The organism is Thauera sedimentorum (genome assembly GCF_014489115.1).
In the GTDB taxonomy this organism is placed as follows: Bacteria; Pseudomonadota; Gammaproteobacteria; order Burkholderiales; family Rhodocyclaceae; genus Pseudothauera; species Pseudothauera sedimentorum.
Map to the genome: position 1 here is coordinate 91556 of NZ_JACTAH010000003.1, position 14987 is coordinate 106542.

Annotated in this window: 15 protein-coding genes; 11 read left to right on the forward strand and 4 right to left on the reverse strand. The window is 68.1% G+C overall.

The window, feature by feature from the left end:
- The first annotated feature begins 92 nt into the window (after positions 1-92).
- Complete coding sequence (locus IAI53_RS17730; RefSeq protein ID WP_187719558.1) at positions 93-1109, forward strand: class I SAM-dependent rRNA methyltransferase; 1017 nt, start codon at positions 93-95, stop codon at positions 1107-1109.
- Positions 1110-1215: 106 nt separating this feature from the next.
- Entirely contained in the window at positions 1216-2385 is a 1170-nt protein-coding gene (locus IAI53_RS17735) for an HD-GYP domain-containing protein (RefSeq protein ID WP_187719559.1), read from the forward strand.
- A gap of 15 nt (positions 2386-2400) precedes the next feature.
- Here the strand turns inward: IAI53_RS17735 and IAI53_RS17740 are convergent, their stop codons facing one another.
- Complete coding sequence (locus tag IAI53_RS17740; protein WP_187719560.1) at positions 2401-2676, reverse strand: metal/formaldehyde-sensitive transcriptional repressor; 276 nt, start codon at positions 2674-2676, stop codon at positions 2401-2403.
- Between the two features lie 72 nt (positions 2677-2748).
- Between IAI53_RS17740 and dmeF the strand changes: the two genes are divergently transcribed.
- The gene (dmeF, locus tag IAI53_RS17745; protein WP_187719561.1) at positions 2749-3702 is read left to right on the forward strand and encodes a CDF family Co(II)/Ni(II) efflux transporter DmeF; all 954 of its coding nucleotides are present in this window, start codon (positions 2749-2751) and stop codon (positions 3700-3702) included.
- 107 nt (positions 3703-3809) lie between these two features.
- Here the strand turns inward: dmeF and aroG are convergent, their stop codons facing one another.
- Positions 3810-4895, reverse strand: a complete 1086-nt coding sequence (gene aroG / locus IAI53_RS17750) for a 3-deoxy-7-phosphoheptulonate synthase AroG (protein WP_187719562.1) — start codon at positions 4893-4895, stop codon at positions 3810-3812.
- Positions 4896-5068: 173 nt separating this feature from the next.
- On the opposite strand from aroG, the gene msrP reads away from it, so the two are divergent.
- Both msrP and msrQ read left to right on the forward strand, forming a co-directional pair.
- Entirely contained in the window at positions 5069-6010 is a 942-nt protein-coding gene (gene msrP, locus IAI53_RS17755) for a protein-methionine-sulfoxide reductase catalytic subunit MsrP (protein WP_187719563.1), read from the forward strand.
- A gap of 13 nt (positions 6011-6023) precedes the next feature.
- A complete protein-coding gene (gene msrQ / locus IAI53_RS17760; RefSeq protein WP_187719564.1) occupies positions 6024-6701 on the forward strand; it encodes a protein-methionine-sulfoxide reductase heme-binding subunit MsrQ in 678 nt (225 codons plus the stop codon).
- A gap of 106 nt (positions 6702-6807) precedes the next feature.
- Here the strand turns inward: msrQ and mog are convergent, their stop codons facing one another.
- Positions 6808-7395, reverse strand: coding sequence for a molybdopterin adenylyltransferase (mog, locus tag IAI53_RS17765; protein ID WP_187719565.1), 588 nt, complete (start codon positions 7393-7395; stop codon positions 6808-6810).
- Complete coding sequence (yjgA, locus tag IAI53_RS17770; RefSeq protein WP_187719566.1) at positions 7392-7952, reverse strand: ribosome biogenesis factor YjgA; 561 nt, start codon at positions 7950-7952, stop codon at positions 7392-7394. The genes mog and yjgA overlap by 4 nt, the downstream gene beginning before the upstream one ends.
- A 64-nt stretch (positions 7953-8016) precedes the next feature.
- Here yjgA and pmbA point away from each other — a divergent pair, with 64 nt between their 5' ends.
- The 6 genes from pmbA to glyA all read left to right on the forward strand — a co-directional run bounded on the left by pmbA (position 8017) and on the right by glyA (position 14944).
- Positions 8017-9357, forward strand: coding sequence for a metalloprotease PmbA (gene pmbA / locus IAI53_RS17775; protein WP_187719567.1), 1341 nt, complete (start codon positions 8017-8019; stop codon positions 9355-9357).
- Between the two features lie 116 nt (positions 9358-9473).
- Complete coding sequence (locus tag IAI53_RS17780) at positions 9474-10559, forward strand: TRAP transporter substrate-binding protein (protein WP_187719568.1); 1086 nt, start codon at positions 9474-9476, stop codon at positions 10557-10559.
- A gap of 123 nt (positions 10560-10682) precedes the next feature.
- Positions 10683-11282: a TRAP transporter small permease subunit gene (locus IAI53_RS17785; RefSeq protein WP_187719569.1), complete on the forward strand. Its 600-nt coding sequence runs from the start codon at positions 10683-10685 to the stop codon at positions 11280-11282.
- Entirely contained in the window at positions 11279-12967 is a 1689-nt protein-coding gene (locus IAI53_RS17790; RefSeq protein WP_187719570.1) for a TRAP transporter large permease, read from the forward strand. Before IAI53_RS17785 ends, IAI53_RS17790 begins: the two co-directional genes overlap by 4 nt.
- Positions 12961-13605: a histidine phosphatase family protein gene (locus IAI53_RS17795; protein WP_187719571.1), complete on the forward strand. Its 645-nt coding sequence runs from the start codon at positions 12961-12963 to the stop codon at positions 13603-13605. The genes IAI53_RS17790 and IAI53_RS17795 overlap by 7 nt, the downstream gene beginning before the upstream one ends.
- 88 nt (positions 13606-13693) lie before the next feature.
- Positions 13694-14944, forward strand: coding sequence for a serine hydroxymethyltransferase (gene glyA / locus IAI53_RS17800; RefSeq protein WP_187719572.1), 1251 nt, complete (start codon positions 13694-13696; stop codon positions 14942-14944).
- Positions 14945-14987: the final 43 nt, after the last annotated feature.

Below are 14987 nucleotides of genomic sequence, written 5' to 3' on the forward strand. Positions count from 1 at the left end.
CGCGAATGGCCGCGGCCTGCAGCCCGCGCCGGTATCGCCCGGCGCGGCGCCTGGGGCATACTGGCGCCCCGCCGCTGCCGGACGACCCGCCGATGACCACCCCGCTATCCGACCTGCTCGCCACGGCACTCGCCGCCCGCGGTCCGCTGATCGAAGGCCTGCTCGCTGAGCAGACCGACGCCTATCGCCTGTTCCACGGCACCGCCGAAGGCCTGCCCGGGCTCACCGTGGACCGCTACGGTCCGATGCTGCTGGCGCAGACCTTCCATCGTCCGCTCGACGCGGCCCAGCTGGCCGAGCTCGAAGCCTTCTACGCCACCGCCCTGCCCGGCCTGCCGCTGATCTGGAACGACCGCAGCGCGGGCAACTCGCGCATCGCCAACACGCTGCACCCCGAGCAGCAGGCGCTGGCCCACACGCCCTGCGAGTTCTCCGAACTGGGGGTGCGCTACCGCTTCCAGGCACGGCACGCGGGACAGGACCCCTGGCTCTTCCTCGACCTGCGCGCCGCCCGCCGGCGGGTAATGCAGGAGGCCGGGGGCAAGTCGCTGCTGAACGTGTTCGCCTACACCTGCGGCGTGGGCGTGGCCGCGGCCAAGGCCGGCGCGCGCCATGTGGTGAACGTCGACTTCGCCGAATCCAGCCTCGCGGTGGGCAAGGACAACGCCCGCCTCAACGAGCTGCCGATCCGGGTGCGCTTCATCAAGTCGGACGCCTTCGCCGCCCTGCGCCAGTACGCCGGCATCGGCCAGCCCAAGGTGGTACGCGGCAAGCGCATGCCGCCCTTCCCCGAGCTCGCCGCGCACCGCTTCGACATCGTCTTCCTCGACCCGCCGCGCTACGCCAGGAGCCCGTTCGGCGTGGTCGACCTGGTCAACGACTACCCCGCGCTGTTCAAGCCGGCGCTGCTCGCCACCGAGGAAGGCGGCACCCTGGTGTGCTGCAACAACGTCGCCCAGGTGGAGCGCGATGCCTGGCTGGAGCAGCTGGAACGCAGCGCCCGCAAGGCCGGGCGGCCGCTGCGCGAGGTGGAGTGGATCGCACCGGAAGGGGATTTCCCCAGCGTGGACGGCAAGCCGCCGCTGAAGGTCGCGCTGCTGCGCGTCTGAGGCCCCACCCCGCCGGGCGGCAGGAATTGCCCTGGCACGGATATCGCTGAAGAGCGTGCACGGTGCGGCCATGTTGGCCACGCCGGCAAGCACGGAAACACCAGCCATGTCCGCCTCCATCCTGCGCCCCGTTGTCCTGCCGCCGACCCTTGCCGGCGGTGTCGCCCCCTTCGACCTGTTCGACGAACGCGGCAACCTGCTGCTACGCCAGGGCCGACCGCTCGGCCAGCACATGCTGGCCGCCCCTGCGGCGCGGCGCCTGTACTGCCGCGCGAACAACGCGCCCCACGCCGCCCACCAGGCGCCGCTGCGCACGCTGCGCGACATCGGGGAAGCGCTCGCGGTGCTGGAGGGCCTGGTCGCCAGCGGAGACGCGCCGACCGCCGACACCTTCATCGACCTGGCCGCGCAATGCCATTCGGCCTGGCGCTTCGACCCCGACGCCTGCATCGGCCATGCACGCCTCGCCCGCCCGGCCTCGCCGGCGATTGGCCAGCTGATCCTGACCGCCCTGTTCGCCGCCGAGATCGGCCATGCGCACGGCCTGCCGCACGAAGCGGTCGGCAACCTGGTGGGCGCCGCGCTCACCATGAACCTGGGCAGCCTCGCCCTGCACGACCGCATGCACGCACGAAGCGAGGCACCGGACGAAAGCGGGCGCGATGCACTCCTCGGCCACCCCCTGCACGCCGCGGGGGTACTCGCCCGACTCGGCCCCTTGCCGGCCGATTGGCTGCGCGCGGTCGCCGAACATCACGAAAACATCGACGGCAGCGGCTATCCGCGCGGCCTGCAGCGCAGCGAGATTTCCCTGGGTGCGCGCATCCTGCGCGTGGCGGATGTGTTCGCCGCCCGCCTGCTCGGCCGGCGCGGCAGAAGCCCGCATTACTGGAATCTGGCCCGGACCGGCACCCGCAGCCAGCTGGTCGAGCATGTCTTCGGCGACGACCTGCGCCAGCTCGACCACCATCTCGCCCGCCTGCTCGTCGACCGCCTGGGGCGCTTTCCACCCGGCAGCATGGTGCGCCTGTCGAACGGCGAGCTGGCCATCGTCAACCGCCGCAGCGGCGGCGGCGCGCCGCGCGAGGCCCTGTCGCTGCTCGCCCCCGGCGGCCGCATCCACCCCCAGCCGCAGCGCCGCCCGCTCGGCGCGCAGGACATCCGCATCCAGGGTTACGCCCACGACGACCAGGTGCGCCGGCTGCCCGAATACGACTGGGCCATGCTCTGGGGCTACTGCGAAACCCCGCCGCGCGGCGCCGGGACCATGCACTGAGGGCGCGCGGCGCACTCACTTCATGTAGGAGCGCAAGGCACCGACCACCTGCTCCACATCGTCCGCCCGTTCCTGCGGTGTGGCGTCCTGCCTCCCGAGGTGCTCGCGGATGTGTCCTTCCAGCACCTCGGCCATCAGGCCATTGACCGCCCCACGGATCGCCGCGATCTGCTGCAGGACCGCCGAACACTCCGCCTGCTGGCCCAAGGCCTTCTCCAGCGCCTCGGCCTGCCCCTTGATGCGCCGGACACGGGTCAGGAGCTGCTTCTGTCCCTTCACGGTATGCGCCATCGCTGCCGCCCTCCTTGCTGAATATATACTGGGGTATAGTATCTCACCGGCCCGATACGCGCAGATTCGACCATGAACACCTCAGCCACCGCCGACTGGAAACACACCCACACCTTCGACGAAGGCAACCCGCTGGCCGAGCGCAACACCCGCCGCGCGGTGGCGCTGACCGCCGCGATGATGGTGGTCGAGATCATCGGCGGCTATGTGTTCAACTCGATGGCCCTGCTTGCGGACGGCTGGCACATGAGCTCCCATGCGCTGGCGCTGGGCCTGTCGCTGCTGGCCTATGGTGCGGCGCGCCGCTACGCGCAGGACCGGCGCTTTGCCTTCGGCACCTGGAAGATCGAGATCCTCGGCGGCTACACCAGCGCCCTGTTCCTGCTCGGGGTCGCAGCGCTGATGCTCTACCACTCGGTCGAGCGACTGGTGTCGCCGGTCGCCATCCATTACCAGCAGGCGATCGCCATCGCCGCCGCCGGCCTGCTGGTGAACCTGGCCTGCGCCTGGCTGCTTCGCGACGGCCACCATCATCATTCCCACCATCACGACCATGGGCATGGGCATGGGCATGAGCATGGCCACGGGCACGCTCATCACGACCTCAACCTGCGCGCGGCCTATCTTCACGTGCTCGCGGACGCCGCCACCTCATTGCTGGCCATCGTCGCCCTGTTCGGCGGCATGCTGTGGGGTGCCGACTGGCTGGACCCGGTCATGGGCATCGTCGGCGCCGGCCTGGTCGCGGCGTGGGCCTACGGCCTGCTGCGCGACACCGGACGCGCCCTGCTCGACGCGGAGATGGACGCGCCGGTGGTCGCGGAGATCCGCGAGGTGGTGGCGGAATGCGGCATCGAGGCCGAAATCACCGACCTCCATGTCTGGCGGGTCGGCCGCGGAAAATACGCCTGCATCCTCGGCGTGGCGACCAGCGCGGACGCCACGCCTTCATTTTTCAGGCAGCGCCTGGGCATCCACGAGGAACTGGTCCATGTGACCGTAGAGGTGAACCGGCTCGCTGCCTGAGGCCATCGCAAGAGCCGGCTCGCCTTGCCGGGATTCACCCGGCAGCGGCGCAAGCACCGGGTTTCGAGAACCGGCGACCGCCCGGCTGCCGGACGACTACCGGAACCTCACTCCATCTCGGCCGCGCGCTTGACCCGGCGCGCGCGCGCCGCTTCGGCGAGGATGTCGAGCACCTCGATGCTGTCTTCCCAGCCGATGCACGCATCGGTGATGCTCTTGCCGTATTCCAGCTCCTTGCCCGGCACCAGGTCCTGGCGGCCTTCCTTGAGGTGGGATTCGACCATCACGCCGATGATGCGCTCGTCGCCGGCGGCCATCTGCCCGCCCACGTCACGCGCCACATCGATCTGGCGGCGGTGCTGCTTGCTGGAGTTGGCGTGCGAGAAGTCGATCATCACCTTGCCCGGCACGCCGGCGGCGGCCAGTTCCTTGCACGCCGCGTCCACACTGGGAGCGTCGTAGTTGGGCGCCTTGCCGCCGCGCAGGATGACGTGGCAGTCCTCGTTGCCGCGGGTCGACACGATGGCCGAGTGGCCGGCCTTGGTGACCGACAGGAAGTGGTGCGGCGACTGCGCGGCCTTGATCGCATCGATGGCGATCTTCACGTTGCCGTCGGTGCCGTTCTTGAAGCCCACCGGGCAGGACAGGCCGGAGGCCAGTTCGCGGTGCACCTGGCTCTCGGTGGTGCGCGCGCCGATCGCCCCCCAGGAGATCAGGTCGGCGATGTACTGCGGGGTGATCATGTCGAGGAACTCGGTGCCCGCCGGCAGGCCGCGTTCGTTGATCTCCCACAACAGCTTGCGCGCCAGGCGCACGCCTTCGTTGATGCGGAAGCTGTTGTCCAGGTAGGGGTCGTTGATCAGCCCCTTCCAGCCCACCGTGGTGCGCGGCTTCTCGAAGTACACCCGCATCACCACCAGCAGGTCGTCCTTGAGGCGGTCGGCTTCCTTCTTCAGGCGGTCGGCGTATTCCAGCGCCGCGTCGGTGTCATGAATGGAGCACGGGCCGATCACCACCAGCAGGCGGTCGTCCGCGCCGTAGAGGATGCGGTGGATCGCCTGGCGCGCCTCGTAGGCGACTTCCGCGGCCTTGTGGCTGGCCGGAAACTCGCGCAGCACGTGCGCCGGCGGCACGAGCTCCTTGATCTCCTGGATGCGGACGTCGTCGATATGGATCTTGACCGAGGCGGACATGGCTTACTCTTGCACTGTCGTTGGGGGAACTGGCGATTCTAGCAGCCCGTCCCGGCTGCACGTCCAGCCGGATTGAACCTCGGCCGATGGGACGGGGTCACAAGCCGGCCGCCGCCTGTAAGGTTTGCGCACGCCAGGGCGACCAGACGGCATAGTCCCGCGAGATCCACATCATGCTCATCAGACGCCCCACAGACATCCTGCCTTCCGAGATCACCCCGCGCGAATTCTTCGACAGCCGGCGCGACTTCATCCGCCGCGCCGGCCTGGGCCTGGCCGCCGGGGCGGCGCTGTGGCACGGCCTGTTGCCCGAGGCGCGTGCGGCGAGCGCGCTCGGCCCGCTGCTCGCCGGCCCCTACGGCACCGACGAGGAGCGCACCCCCTACGACGCGGTGACGAGCTACAACAACTTCTACGAATTCGGCACCGACAAGGAAGACCCTGCCAAGAACGCATCGCGCATGGCGCTGGAGCCGTGGACCGTGCGCGTCGAGGGCCTGGTCAACAAGCCGCGGACCTTCGAGATCGATACGTTGCGCAAGCTCGCCCCGCTTGAAGAGCGCATCTATCGCCTGCGCTGCGTGGAGGCCTGGTCCATGGTGGTGCCCTGGGTCGGTTATCCGCTGGCCGCCCTGCTGCGTGCGGTGGAGCCGCAGGGCAGCGCAAAGTATGTGGAGTTCGTCACCCACTACGACCCGCAGATCATGCTGCGCCGGCCGGTGCTGGACTGGCCCTACACCGAGGGTCTGCGCCTGGACGAGGCCCTGCACCCGCTCACCCTGCTCACCTTCGGCCTGTACGGCGAGGTGCTGCCGGCGCAGAATGGCGCGCCGCTGCGCGTGGTGGTGCCGTGGAAATACGGTTTCAAGAGCGCCAAGTCGCTGGTCGCCATCCGGCTCACCGACAAGCAGCCCGCCACCGCCTGGAACAAGGCCGCCCCGCACGAGTACGGCTTCTACTCCAACGTCAATCCCGAGGTCCGCCATCCGCGCTGGAGCCAGGCCACCGAGCGGCGCATCGGCGAACTGCGCCGCCGGCGCACGCTGATGTTCAACGGCTACGCCGAACAGGTGGCCCAGCTCTACCAGGGCATGGACCTCAAGAAGAACTTCTGACCCACGAGCACCGATGAACCTGCGCACCCCCTCCGCACGCCAGATCGCCGCCACCAAGGCCTTCGTCTTCCTGCTTTGCCTGCTGCCCGCGGTGCTGCTCGCCGCAGGCTGGTTCGGCGACACGCTGGGCGCCAACCCGATCGAGGCCCTGCAGCGCGGCACCGGCGAATGGACGCTGCGCATGCTGCTGATCACCCTCGCAGTGACCCCGCTGCGCCGGCTCACCGGCCTGCACTGGCTGCTGCGCCTGCGCCGCATGCTGGGGCTGTTCGCCTTTGCCTGGGCCTGCGCCCACCTGGCCAACTGGCTGTGGCTGGACCTGTGGTTCGACTGGACGCCGATCGCCGAGGACATCCTCGAACGCCCCTATGTAACCGTGGGCTTCGCCGCCTTCGTGCTGATGGTGCCGCTGGCCGCCACCTCCAACGCCTTCGCCATCCGCCGCCTCGGCGGGCGGCGCTGGCAGGCGCTGCACCGTTCGGTGTACGCCATCGCCGTTCTCGGCGTGGTGCATTTCTGGTGGCTGGTGAAGGCCGATGTGCTCGAGCCCCTGCTCTATGCGCTGGTGCTGGCGGCCTTGCTGGGCATGCGCGGCTGGTGGCGCGAGCTGGAGCGGCGCCGGCAGCTGGCGGCCGGCACTCCGGGTTCGCCGCAGTTCAAGGGCAAGGTGATCCGCATCGTGCCCCGGTAGAAGCGGCCTTGGCCGCGATACGGCCGTTGATGAGCCGATCGCCGCATCGCGGCCAAGGCCGCTCATACGGGCGAATGGGCCCTGTCGTGTGCAAGCAGCGCCGCGCCTACGGGCGCGGACGGATCGCGCTCTTCGGCCGGAAGGCCTTGATCACCGACTCGTCGGTTTCCATGTACGGCCCGCCGATCAGGTCCACGCAGTAGGGAATCGCGGCGAAGATGCCCACGTGGCTCACGCTGCCGTCGGCCGCGCGCACGCCTTCCAGGGTCTCGCGGATGGACTTGGGCTGGCCGGGCAGGTTCACGATCAGCGTCTGGCCGCGAATCACCGCGACCTGGCGCGACAGGATGGCGGTGGGCACGAAGTTCAGGCTGATGCGGCGCATCTCCTCGCCGAAGCCGGGCATCTCCTTGTCGGCCACCGCCAGCGTGGCCTCGGGCGTGACGTCGCGCGGCGACGGACCGGTGCCGCCGGTGGTCAGGATCAGCTTGCAGCCTTCACGGTCGGCCAGTTCGATCAGCGTGCGTTCGATGCGCTCGCGTTCGTCCGGAATCAGGCGGGTCACCGCTTCCCAGGGCGAGCGCAGCGCCCGGCCCAGCCAGTCGCGCAGCGCCGGGATGCCCTGGTCCTCGTAGGTGCCGTCGGAGGCGCGATCGCTGATCGACAGCAGGCCGATGCGCATCGTGTCGCTCATTCCTCGTCCCCGGAAATCTCCTGCTGCTCGGCCTGCGCAGCGCGTGCGCCTTCGTCCAGTTCGCGCAGCACGCGGAACAGCTCGCGGAAGGCCCGCGGCGGCTTGTTCTGCTCGCGCTCCTTGAGCGCGTTGCGGCGCAGCGTGCGCAGGTGCTGGAGATCGGCCTGCGGCCAGGTCTCGGCCACGGTACCGATCACCTTCTCGTCCTCGAGCAGGTCGGTGCGCAGCTTCTCCAGCCGGTGCTGGCGCGCGGTTTCGGCACGCGAGACGCCGTTGAAGGCGTCGAGCTGCGCCTGGATGGGTTCCGGGTCGATGTTGCGCATCAGCTTGCCGATGTACTGCATCTGGCGGCGCCGTGCGCCGTGCGCGGTAAAGCGCTGGGCATCGCGTACCGCGTCGAACAGCTCCTCGGGCATCGGCACCTTGCGCAGGCGCTCGACCGACAGCGCGACCAGCTGTTCGCCCAGGTCCTGCAGCGCGTGCATGTCCCGCTTGCGCTGGCTCTTGCTCGGCCCGTCGTACTCGTGGAAGTCGCCGTCGTGGTGGTCGTGCGTCATGGAATCGGGGTGGAGGTGTGATCGGGGTAAGATTATAGCCTTTGCGCCTTTCGGTCCCACGCCCATGTCCGCTCAAGATTTCGCCTTCTCCCATGAACAGCTGCAGGAGATTGCCGCCGATGTGCTGAAGTTCGCCCGCAAGCGCGGCGCCTCGGCCTGCGAGACCGACGTCTCGGAAGGTGTCGGGCAGACCGTCACGGTGCGCCGCGGCGAGGTGGACACCATCGAGTACAACCGCGACAAGGGCATCGGCGTCACCGTCTATGTCGGCCAGCAGCGCGGCCACGCGAGCACCTCGGACTTCTCGCGCAAGGCGCTCAAGGCCACCGTGGAGGCGGCGGTGTCGATCGCCCGCTTCACCGCGCCCGACCCCTGCGCCGGCCTGGCCGACGCGGCGCTGCTGGCGAAGGACTGCCCGGACCTCGATCTCGATCACCCCTGGGCGCTCAGCGTGGACCAGGCCATAGCGCTCGCCCACCGCTGCGAGGAGGCCGCCTTCGCCACCAGCGACAAGGTGAGCAACTCCGAGGGCGCCTCGGTGTCGGCGCAGCGCTCGCATTTCGTCTCGGCCAACAGCCTGGGCTTCATGGGCGGCTATGCCACCACCCGTCACGGCCTGTCCTGCTCGGTGATCGCCGGCGAAGGCGACGGCATGCAGCGCGAGTACTGGTACGACAGCCGGCGCAAGGCGGACGAGTTGATGAGCGCCGAGGACGTCGGCCGCCGTGCCGCCGAACGCGCGGTGGCCCGCCTGGGCGCGAAGAAGATCCGCACCTGCGAGGTGCCGGTGCTGTTCGAGGCACCGCTGGCCGTCGGGCTGATCGGCAACTTCGTCCAGGCGGTGAGCGGCGGCGCGCTGTACCGCAAGTCCTCCTTCCTGCTCGACAGCCTGGGCAAGCAGGTCTTCTCGCCGATCATCAACATCGCCGAACGCCCGCACCTGCGCGGCGCCTTCGGCAGCAGCCCCTTCGACAGCGACGGCGTGGCCACCCACGACCGCGATGTGGTGGTGGATGGCATGCTGCAGGGTTATTTCCTGTCCACCTACACGGCCCGCAAGCTCGGCATGCAGACCACCGGCAATGCCGGCGGCTCGCACAACCTGCGGGTGGCGGCGGGCGAACTCGATTTCGCCGGTCTGGTGAAGAAGATGGAGCGCGGCCTGGTGGTCACCGAACTGCTCGGCCACGGGGTGAACTACGTCACCGGCGACTACTCGCGTGGCGCGGCCGGCTTCTGGGTGGAGAAAGGGCGCATCAAGCATCCGGTGGAAGAGATCACCATCGCCGGCAACCTGCGCGACATGTTCACCAGCATCGTCGCGGTGGGCAACGACGCCCTGCCGCGCGGCGCGAAGCATTGCGGCTCGCTGCTGATCGAACGCATGAAGATCGCCGGGCGCTGAGCCGCTGCGCCGCCACGCACTACGAACAAGGTTAGGGTTTTCCGCGGTTTTCCACGGGGGTCGAATCCCTATAATCGGTCTCGCTTCGCAATAACATCACAAGCAAAGGAGAGATCGTGGAACGTCGCAAATTCATGAAGAGCGCTGGTCTGGCCGGTATCCTCGCCGCGGGCTCCGCCCCCGCCCTGGTTCAGGCCCAGCAGCAGATCCGCTGGCGTCTGGCTTCCAGCTTCCCGAAATCGCTGGACACCATCTACGGCGCGGCCGAAGTGTTCGCCAAGCAGGTTTCGGATGCCACCGGCGGCAAGTTCGTCATCTCCGTGCATGCCGGCGGCGAGCTGGTTCCGGCCTTCGGCGTGGTCGACGCGGTTCAGCAGGGCACCATCGAGTGCGCCCACACCGCTCCGTACTACTTCTTCGGCAAGGACGAGACCTTCGCCTTCGATTGCGCGATTCCGTTCGGCATGAGCTCCCGTTCGCTCAGCGCGTGGATGTATCAGGGCAACGGCATGAAGCTGATGCGCGACTTCTACTCGCAGTACAGCATCGTGAACTTCCCGATGGGCAACACCGGCGCGCAGATGGGCGGCTGGTACCGCAAGGAGATCAAGTCGGTAGCCGACCTCAACGGCCTGAAGATGCGTATCGGCGGCTTCGGCGGCCGGGTGCTGGCCAAGGTCGGCGGCGTGCCGCAGAACATCCCCGGCGGCGAGATCTACCAGTCGCTGGAGCGCGGCACCATCGACGCCACCGAGTGGGTGGGCCCGTACGACGACCTCAAGCTCGGTTTCCACAAGGTCGCGCCCTTCTACTACTACCCGGGTTGGTGGGAAGGCGGCGCCCAGCTGTCGCTGTACATCAACGACAAGCAGTGGAACGGCCTGTCGCCGGAGTACAAGGCGATCGTCACCAGCGCCGCGTCGCACGCCCACGTCAACATGCAGGCCATGTACGACGCGCGCAACCCGACCGCGCTCAAGCAGCTGATCGCCGAAGGCGCCAAGCTGAACCGCTTCCCGCGTGACGTGATGGATGCCGCGTTCAAGGCCTCGCGCGAGGTCTACGCCGAGCTGAACGACAAGAACGCCAACTGGAAGAAGATCTACGGCGACTATTCCAAGTTCCTGGCCGACCAGTACCAGTGGGCGCCGATCGCCGACGGCAGCTACGACCAGTACATGTCGGCCCAGCGCCTCGGCTGATTCAGCCCTTCAACGCCCCGGGCCTCGCCTGGGGCGTCGTTCGTCGGGGCGGCCGTCTGACGGCCGCCCCGTTTCAGGTGTCGCCAACCGACGCCAAGCTCTACTGCAGGACCTCCGCCCCCAATGGGAATGCTGCTCAAGCTCTCACGCATGATCGATCGCCTCACGCGACTGGTCGGCCAGACGCTCATCTGGCTGATCCTCGCCGCGACGCTGATCAGTGCCGCCAACGCAATCGCTCGCAAGCTGTTCAACGTCGGCTCGAACGCCTTTCTCGAGATCCAGTGGTATCTGTTCGCAGCCGTGTTCATGCTCGGCGCGGGATACGCATTCCTGCAGAACGCCCATGTACGCATCGACGTACTGGCCAACAAGCTGTCCAAGCGCACCCGAACCCTCATCGACATCGGCGGCATCCTCTTCTTCCTGCTGCCGATGTGCTATCTGCTTTCCGTTTTCGCCTGGCCGGTGCTGACCTCCGCCTATGAAACCGGCGAGATGTCCTCGAACGCCGGCGGCCTGATCCGCTGGCCCTTGTTCGCCCTGGTGCCGGCAGGCTTCGCGCTGCTCGCCCTGCAGGGCATCTCCGAGCTCTTCAAGCGCATCGCCTACCTCGCCGGTGCCGGCCCGGACCCCCTCGCGCACGAACCCGATGCGCACGCTGCTCCGCCTGCCGTCACCCAGGACACCACCGAAAACGCTCCGGGCGAGGCCCGCAAATGATGGAATTCGTCGCTGCCAACCTCGCCCCGATCATGTTCGGATCGGTGGTCTTCTTCCTCCTGTCCGGTTTCCCCGTCGCCTTCGCGCTGTCGGCCTGCGGCCTGCTGTTCGGCTTCATCGGCATGGAGCTCGGCCTGCTGCACGGCACCCTGTTCCAGGCCCTGCCGCTGCGCGTGTTCGGCATCATGCAGAACGACATCCTGCTGGCCATCCCGTTCTTCACCCTGATGGGCCTGATCCTCGAGCGCAGCGGCATGGCCGAGGATCTGCTCGACACCGCCGGCCAGGTGTTCGGCCCGGTGCGTGGCGGCCTGGCGATCGCCGTGATCTTCGTCGGCGCGCTGCTGGCCGCGACCACCGGCGTGGTGGCGGCCTCGGTGATCTCCATGGGCCTGATCTCGCTGCCCATCATGCTGCGCTACGGCTACAGCCGGCCGATCGCCTGCGGCGTCATCACTGCCTCCGGCACGCTGGCCCAGGCCATTCCGCCGTCGCTGGTGCTGATCGTCATGGCCGACCAGCTCGGCCGCAGCGTGGGCGAGATGTACAAGGGTGCATTCATTCCGGCCTTCATGCTGGTCGGCCTGTACGCCCTGTTCGTCATCGGGTTGGCGATCTTCCGCCCGAAGATGGTTCCCGCCCTGCCGCCGGAGGCGATCCGCTACCGCGAGCCCAACGGCGCATCGGGCCTGCGCTCGCTCGTCCTGTTCCTGTCCCTGATCATCGGCATTTCGGTGCTTTTCGGGGCCTATTACGACAACATCCTCGGCGCCCTCGAAGGCCGCGAAGTAGTGACCACGCTGGAAGAGGTCGTGGTCATCGCCCTGACCTTCGGCACTGCGCTCGCCCTGCTGCTTGCCGGCCTCAACCGCCTGCTGCGCCTCGGGCTGCTCTCGCAGATCGCCGAGCGTTTCACCTTCGTACTGGTACCGCCGCTCGCGCTGATCTTCCTGGTGCTCGGCACGATCTTCCTCGGCATTGCGACCCCGACCGAAGGCGGTGCGATGGGCGCGTTGGGCGCCATGCTCATGGCCCTGTCGCGCAAGCGTCTGGACATGCTCAAGCTGCGCGAGGCGCTCGAATCCACGACCAGGCTGTCGGTGTTCGTGCTGTTCATCCTGATCGGCGCGACCGTGTTCAGCTTCACCTTCACCGCGATGGACGGCAAGGAGTGGGTCGAGCACCTGTTCGACAAGCTGCCCGGTGGCCAGATCGGCTTCCTGATCTTCGTGAATGCGGTGATCTTCTTCCTGGGCTTCTTCCTCGACTTCTTCGAGATCGCCTTCATCCTGATTCCGCTGCTCGCCCCGGTGGCTGAAAAGCTGGGGATCGACCTGATCTGGTTCGGCGTGATGATCGCGCTCAACCTGCAGACCTCCTTCCTGACGCCCCCCTTCGGCTTCGCGCTGTTCTACCTGCGCAGCGTGGCACCGGTCGGCGCCTTCATCGACCGGGTCACCGGCAAGCGCACCGACGGCGTGAAGACCACGCAGATCTACCGCGGCTCGGTGGCCTTCGTGTGCATCCAGGTCTTCATGCTTGCGCTGATCATCGCCTTCCCGGAGTTGGTCACCGGCAACCTGGACGAAAAGGTCAAGGTCGATCTCGACACCATCCAGATCCAGGCGCCGCCGTCCGACGGTGGCTGGGGCGCCCCGGCCGGCGGTGACAACGGCGGATGGTGAGCCCCACCACGCTGTGCCTGGTCCGTCACGGCGAGACGGCCTGGAACGCGGAACGACGCCTTCAAGGCCACCTGGACATCCCCCTGAACGACCGGGGGGAGGTCCAGGCCCGCGACACCGCGGCCGTGCTGGCCCGGCACCGTTTCGCAGCCGCCTACGCCAGCGACTTGCTGCGCGCCCGCCAGACCGCCCATGCCACCGCCGAAGCGCTGTCGCTCGAAGTGATCGCCGACAGCCGCCTGCGCGAACGTCACTACGGCCTCTTCCAGGGACTGACCTACGAAGAGGCACAGGCGCGCCACCCCCAGGAGTACGCGCGCTTCCTCGCGCGCGATCCTGACTTCGTCTTCCCCGGCGGCGGCGAGAGCCTGGCGGTTTTTGCCGGACGCATCCGCGATGCGCTGCTGGCGATTGCCCGACGCCACCCGGGCGAGCAGGTGCTGGTCGTCACCCACGGTGGCGTGCTCGACATCGCCCGACGGCTGGCAACCGGCAAGCCGCTCGACACGGCACGCGACTTCGCCATCCCCAACGCCGCGCTGAACTGGCTGGAAATCGCCGGCGACCGCTGGCACCTCGTCTCCTGGGCCGACCAGTCCCACCTGGACTGCGCCCGCGACGAACTGTCCAACGCCTGAGCCCGCCTCCCGCACTGCACAACGCACCATGCACCCTTTGGGCGCATGGTAATATCCGCTTTTAAAACAACCCTTCCGAGCCTGTCGAATGTTCTCCTCGCAAGACACCCTCGCCAAGGTCGATCCGGAGCTGTGGGCCGCCGTGCAGGCGGAAAACCGCCGCCAGGAAGACCACATCGAACTGATCGCGTCCGAAAACTACGTCTCCTGCGCGGTGATGGAAGCCCAGGGCTCCCAGCTCACCAACAAGTACGCGGAAGGCTATCCCGGCAAGCGTTACTACGGCGGCTGCGAGCATGTCGACGTGGTCGAGCAGCTGGCCATCGACCGCCTGAAGGCGCTGTTCGGCGCGGAAGCCGCCAACGTGCAGCCGAATTCCGGCTCGCAGGCCAACCAGGCCGTGCTGATGGCCTTCGCCAAGCCGGGCGACACCATCATGGGCATGAGCCTCGCCGAAGGCGGCCACCTCACCCATGGCATGCCGCTCAACATGTCCGGCAAGTGGTTCAACGTGGTGGCCTACGGCCTCGACGAGAAGGAAGAGATCGACTACGAGGCGATGGAAGCGCTCGCCCGCGAGCACAAGCCCAAGATCATCATCGCCGGCGCCTCCGCCTACTCGCTGCGCATCGACTTCGAGCGCTTCGCCAAGGTGGCCAAGGAAGTCGGCGCCATCTTCTGGGTGGACATGGCCCACTACGCCGGCCTGATCGCCGCGGGCTACTACCCCAACCCGGTGCCGCACGCCGACGTGGTCACGTCGACCACCCACAAGACCCTGCGCGGCCCGCGCGGCGGCATCATCCTGATGCGCGCCGAGCACGGGAAGGCGATCAACTCCGCCATCTTCCCCGGCCTGCAGGGCGGCCCGCTGGAGCACGTGATCGCCGCCAAGGCGGTGGCCTTCAAGGAAGCCGCCACCCCCGGTTTCCGCAACTACCAGGAACAGGTGATCGCCAACGCCCGCGTGATGGCGCGCGTGCTCGGCGAGGAGCGCGGCCTGCGCATCATCTCCGGCCGCACCGAGAGCCACGTCTTCCTGGTCGACCTGCGCTCCAAGAACATCACCGGCAAGGCTGCCGAAGCGCTGCTGGGCAGCGCCCACATCACGGTGAACAAGAACTCCATCCCCAAGGATCCGGAGAAGCCCTTCGTCACCTCCGGCATCCGCATCGGCTCGCCGGCGATGACCACCCGCGGCTTCACCGAGATCGAAGCCGAGAAGATCGCCCACCTGATCGCGGACGTGCTCGACGCGCCGGAAGACCAGGCGGTGATCGAGCGCGTGCGCGGCCAGGTGGCCGAGCTGTGCGCCCGCTTCCCGGTCTACGGCAAGTGAGCCTTCGGGCGGGCGGCGTTCACTTCGCCGCCCGCCCGGGCAT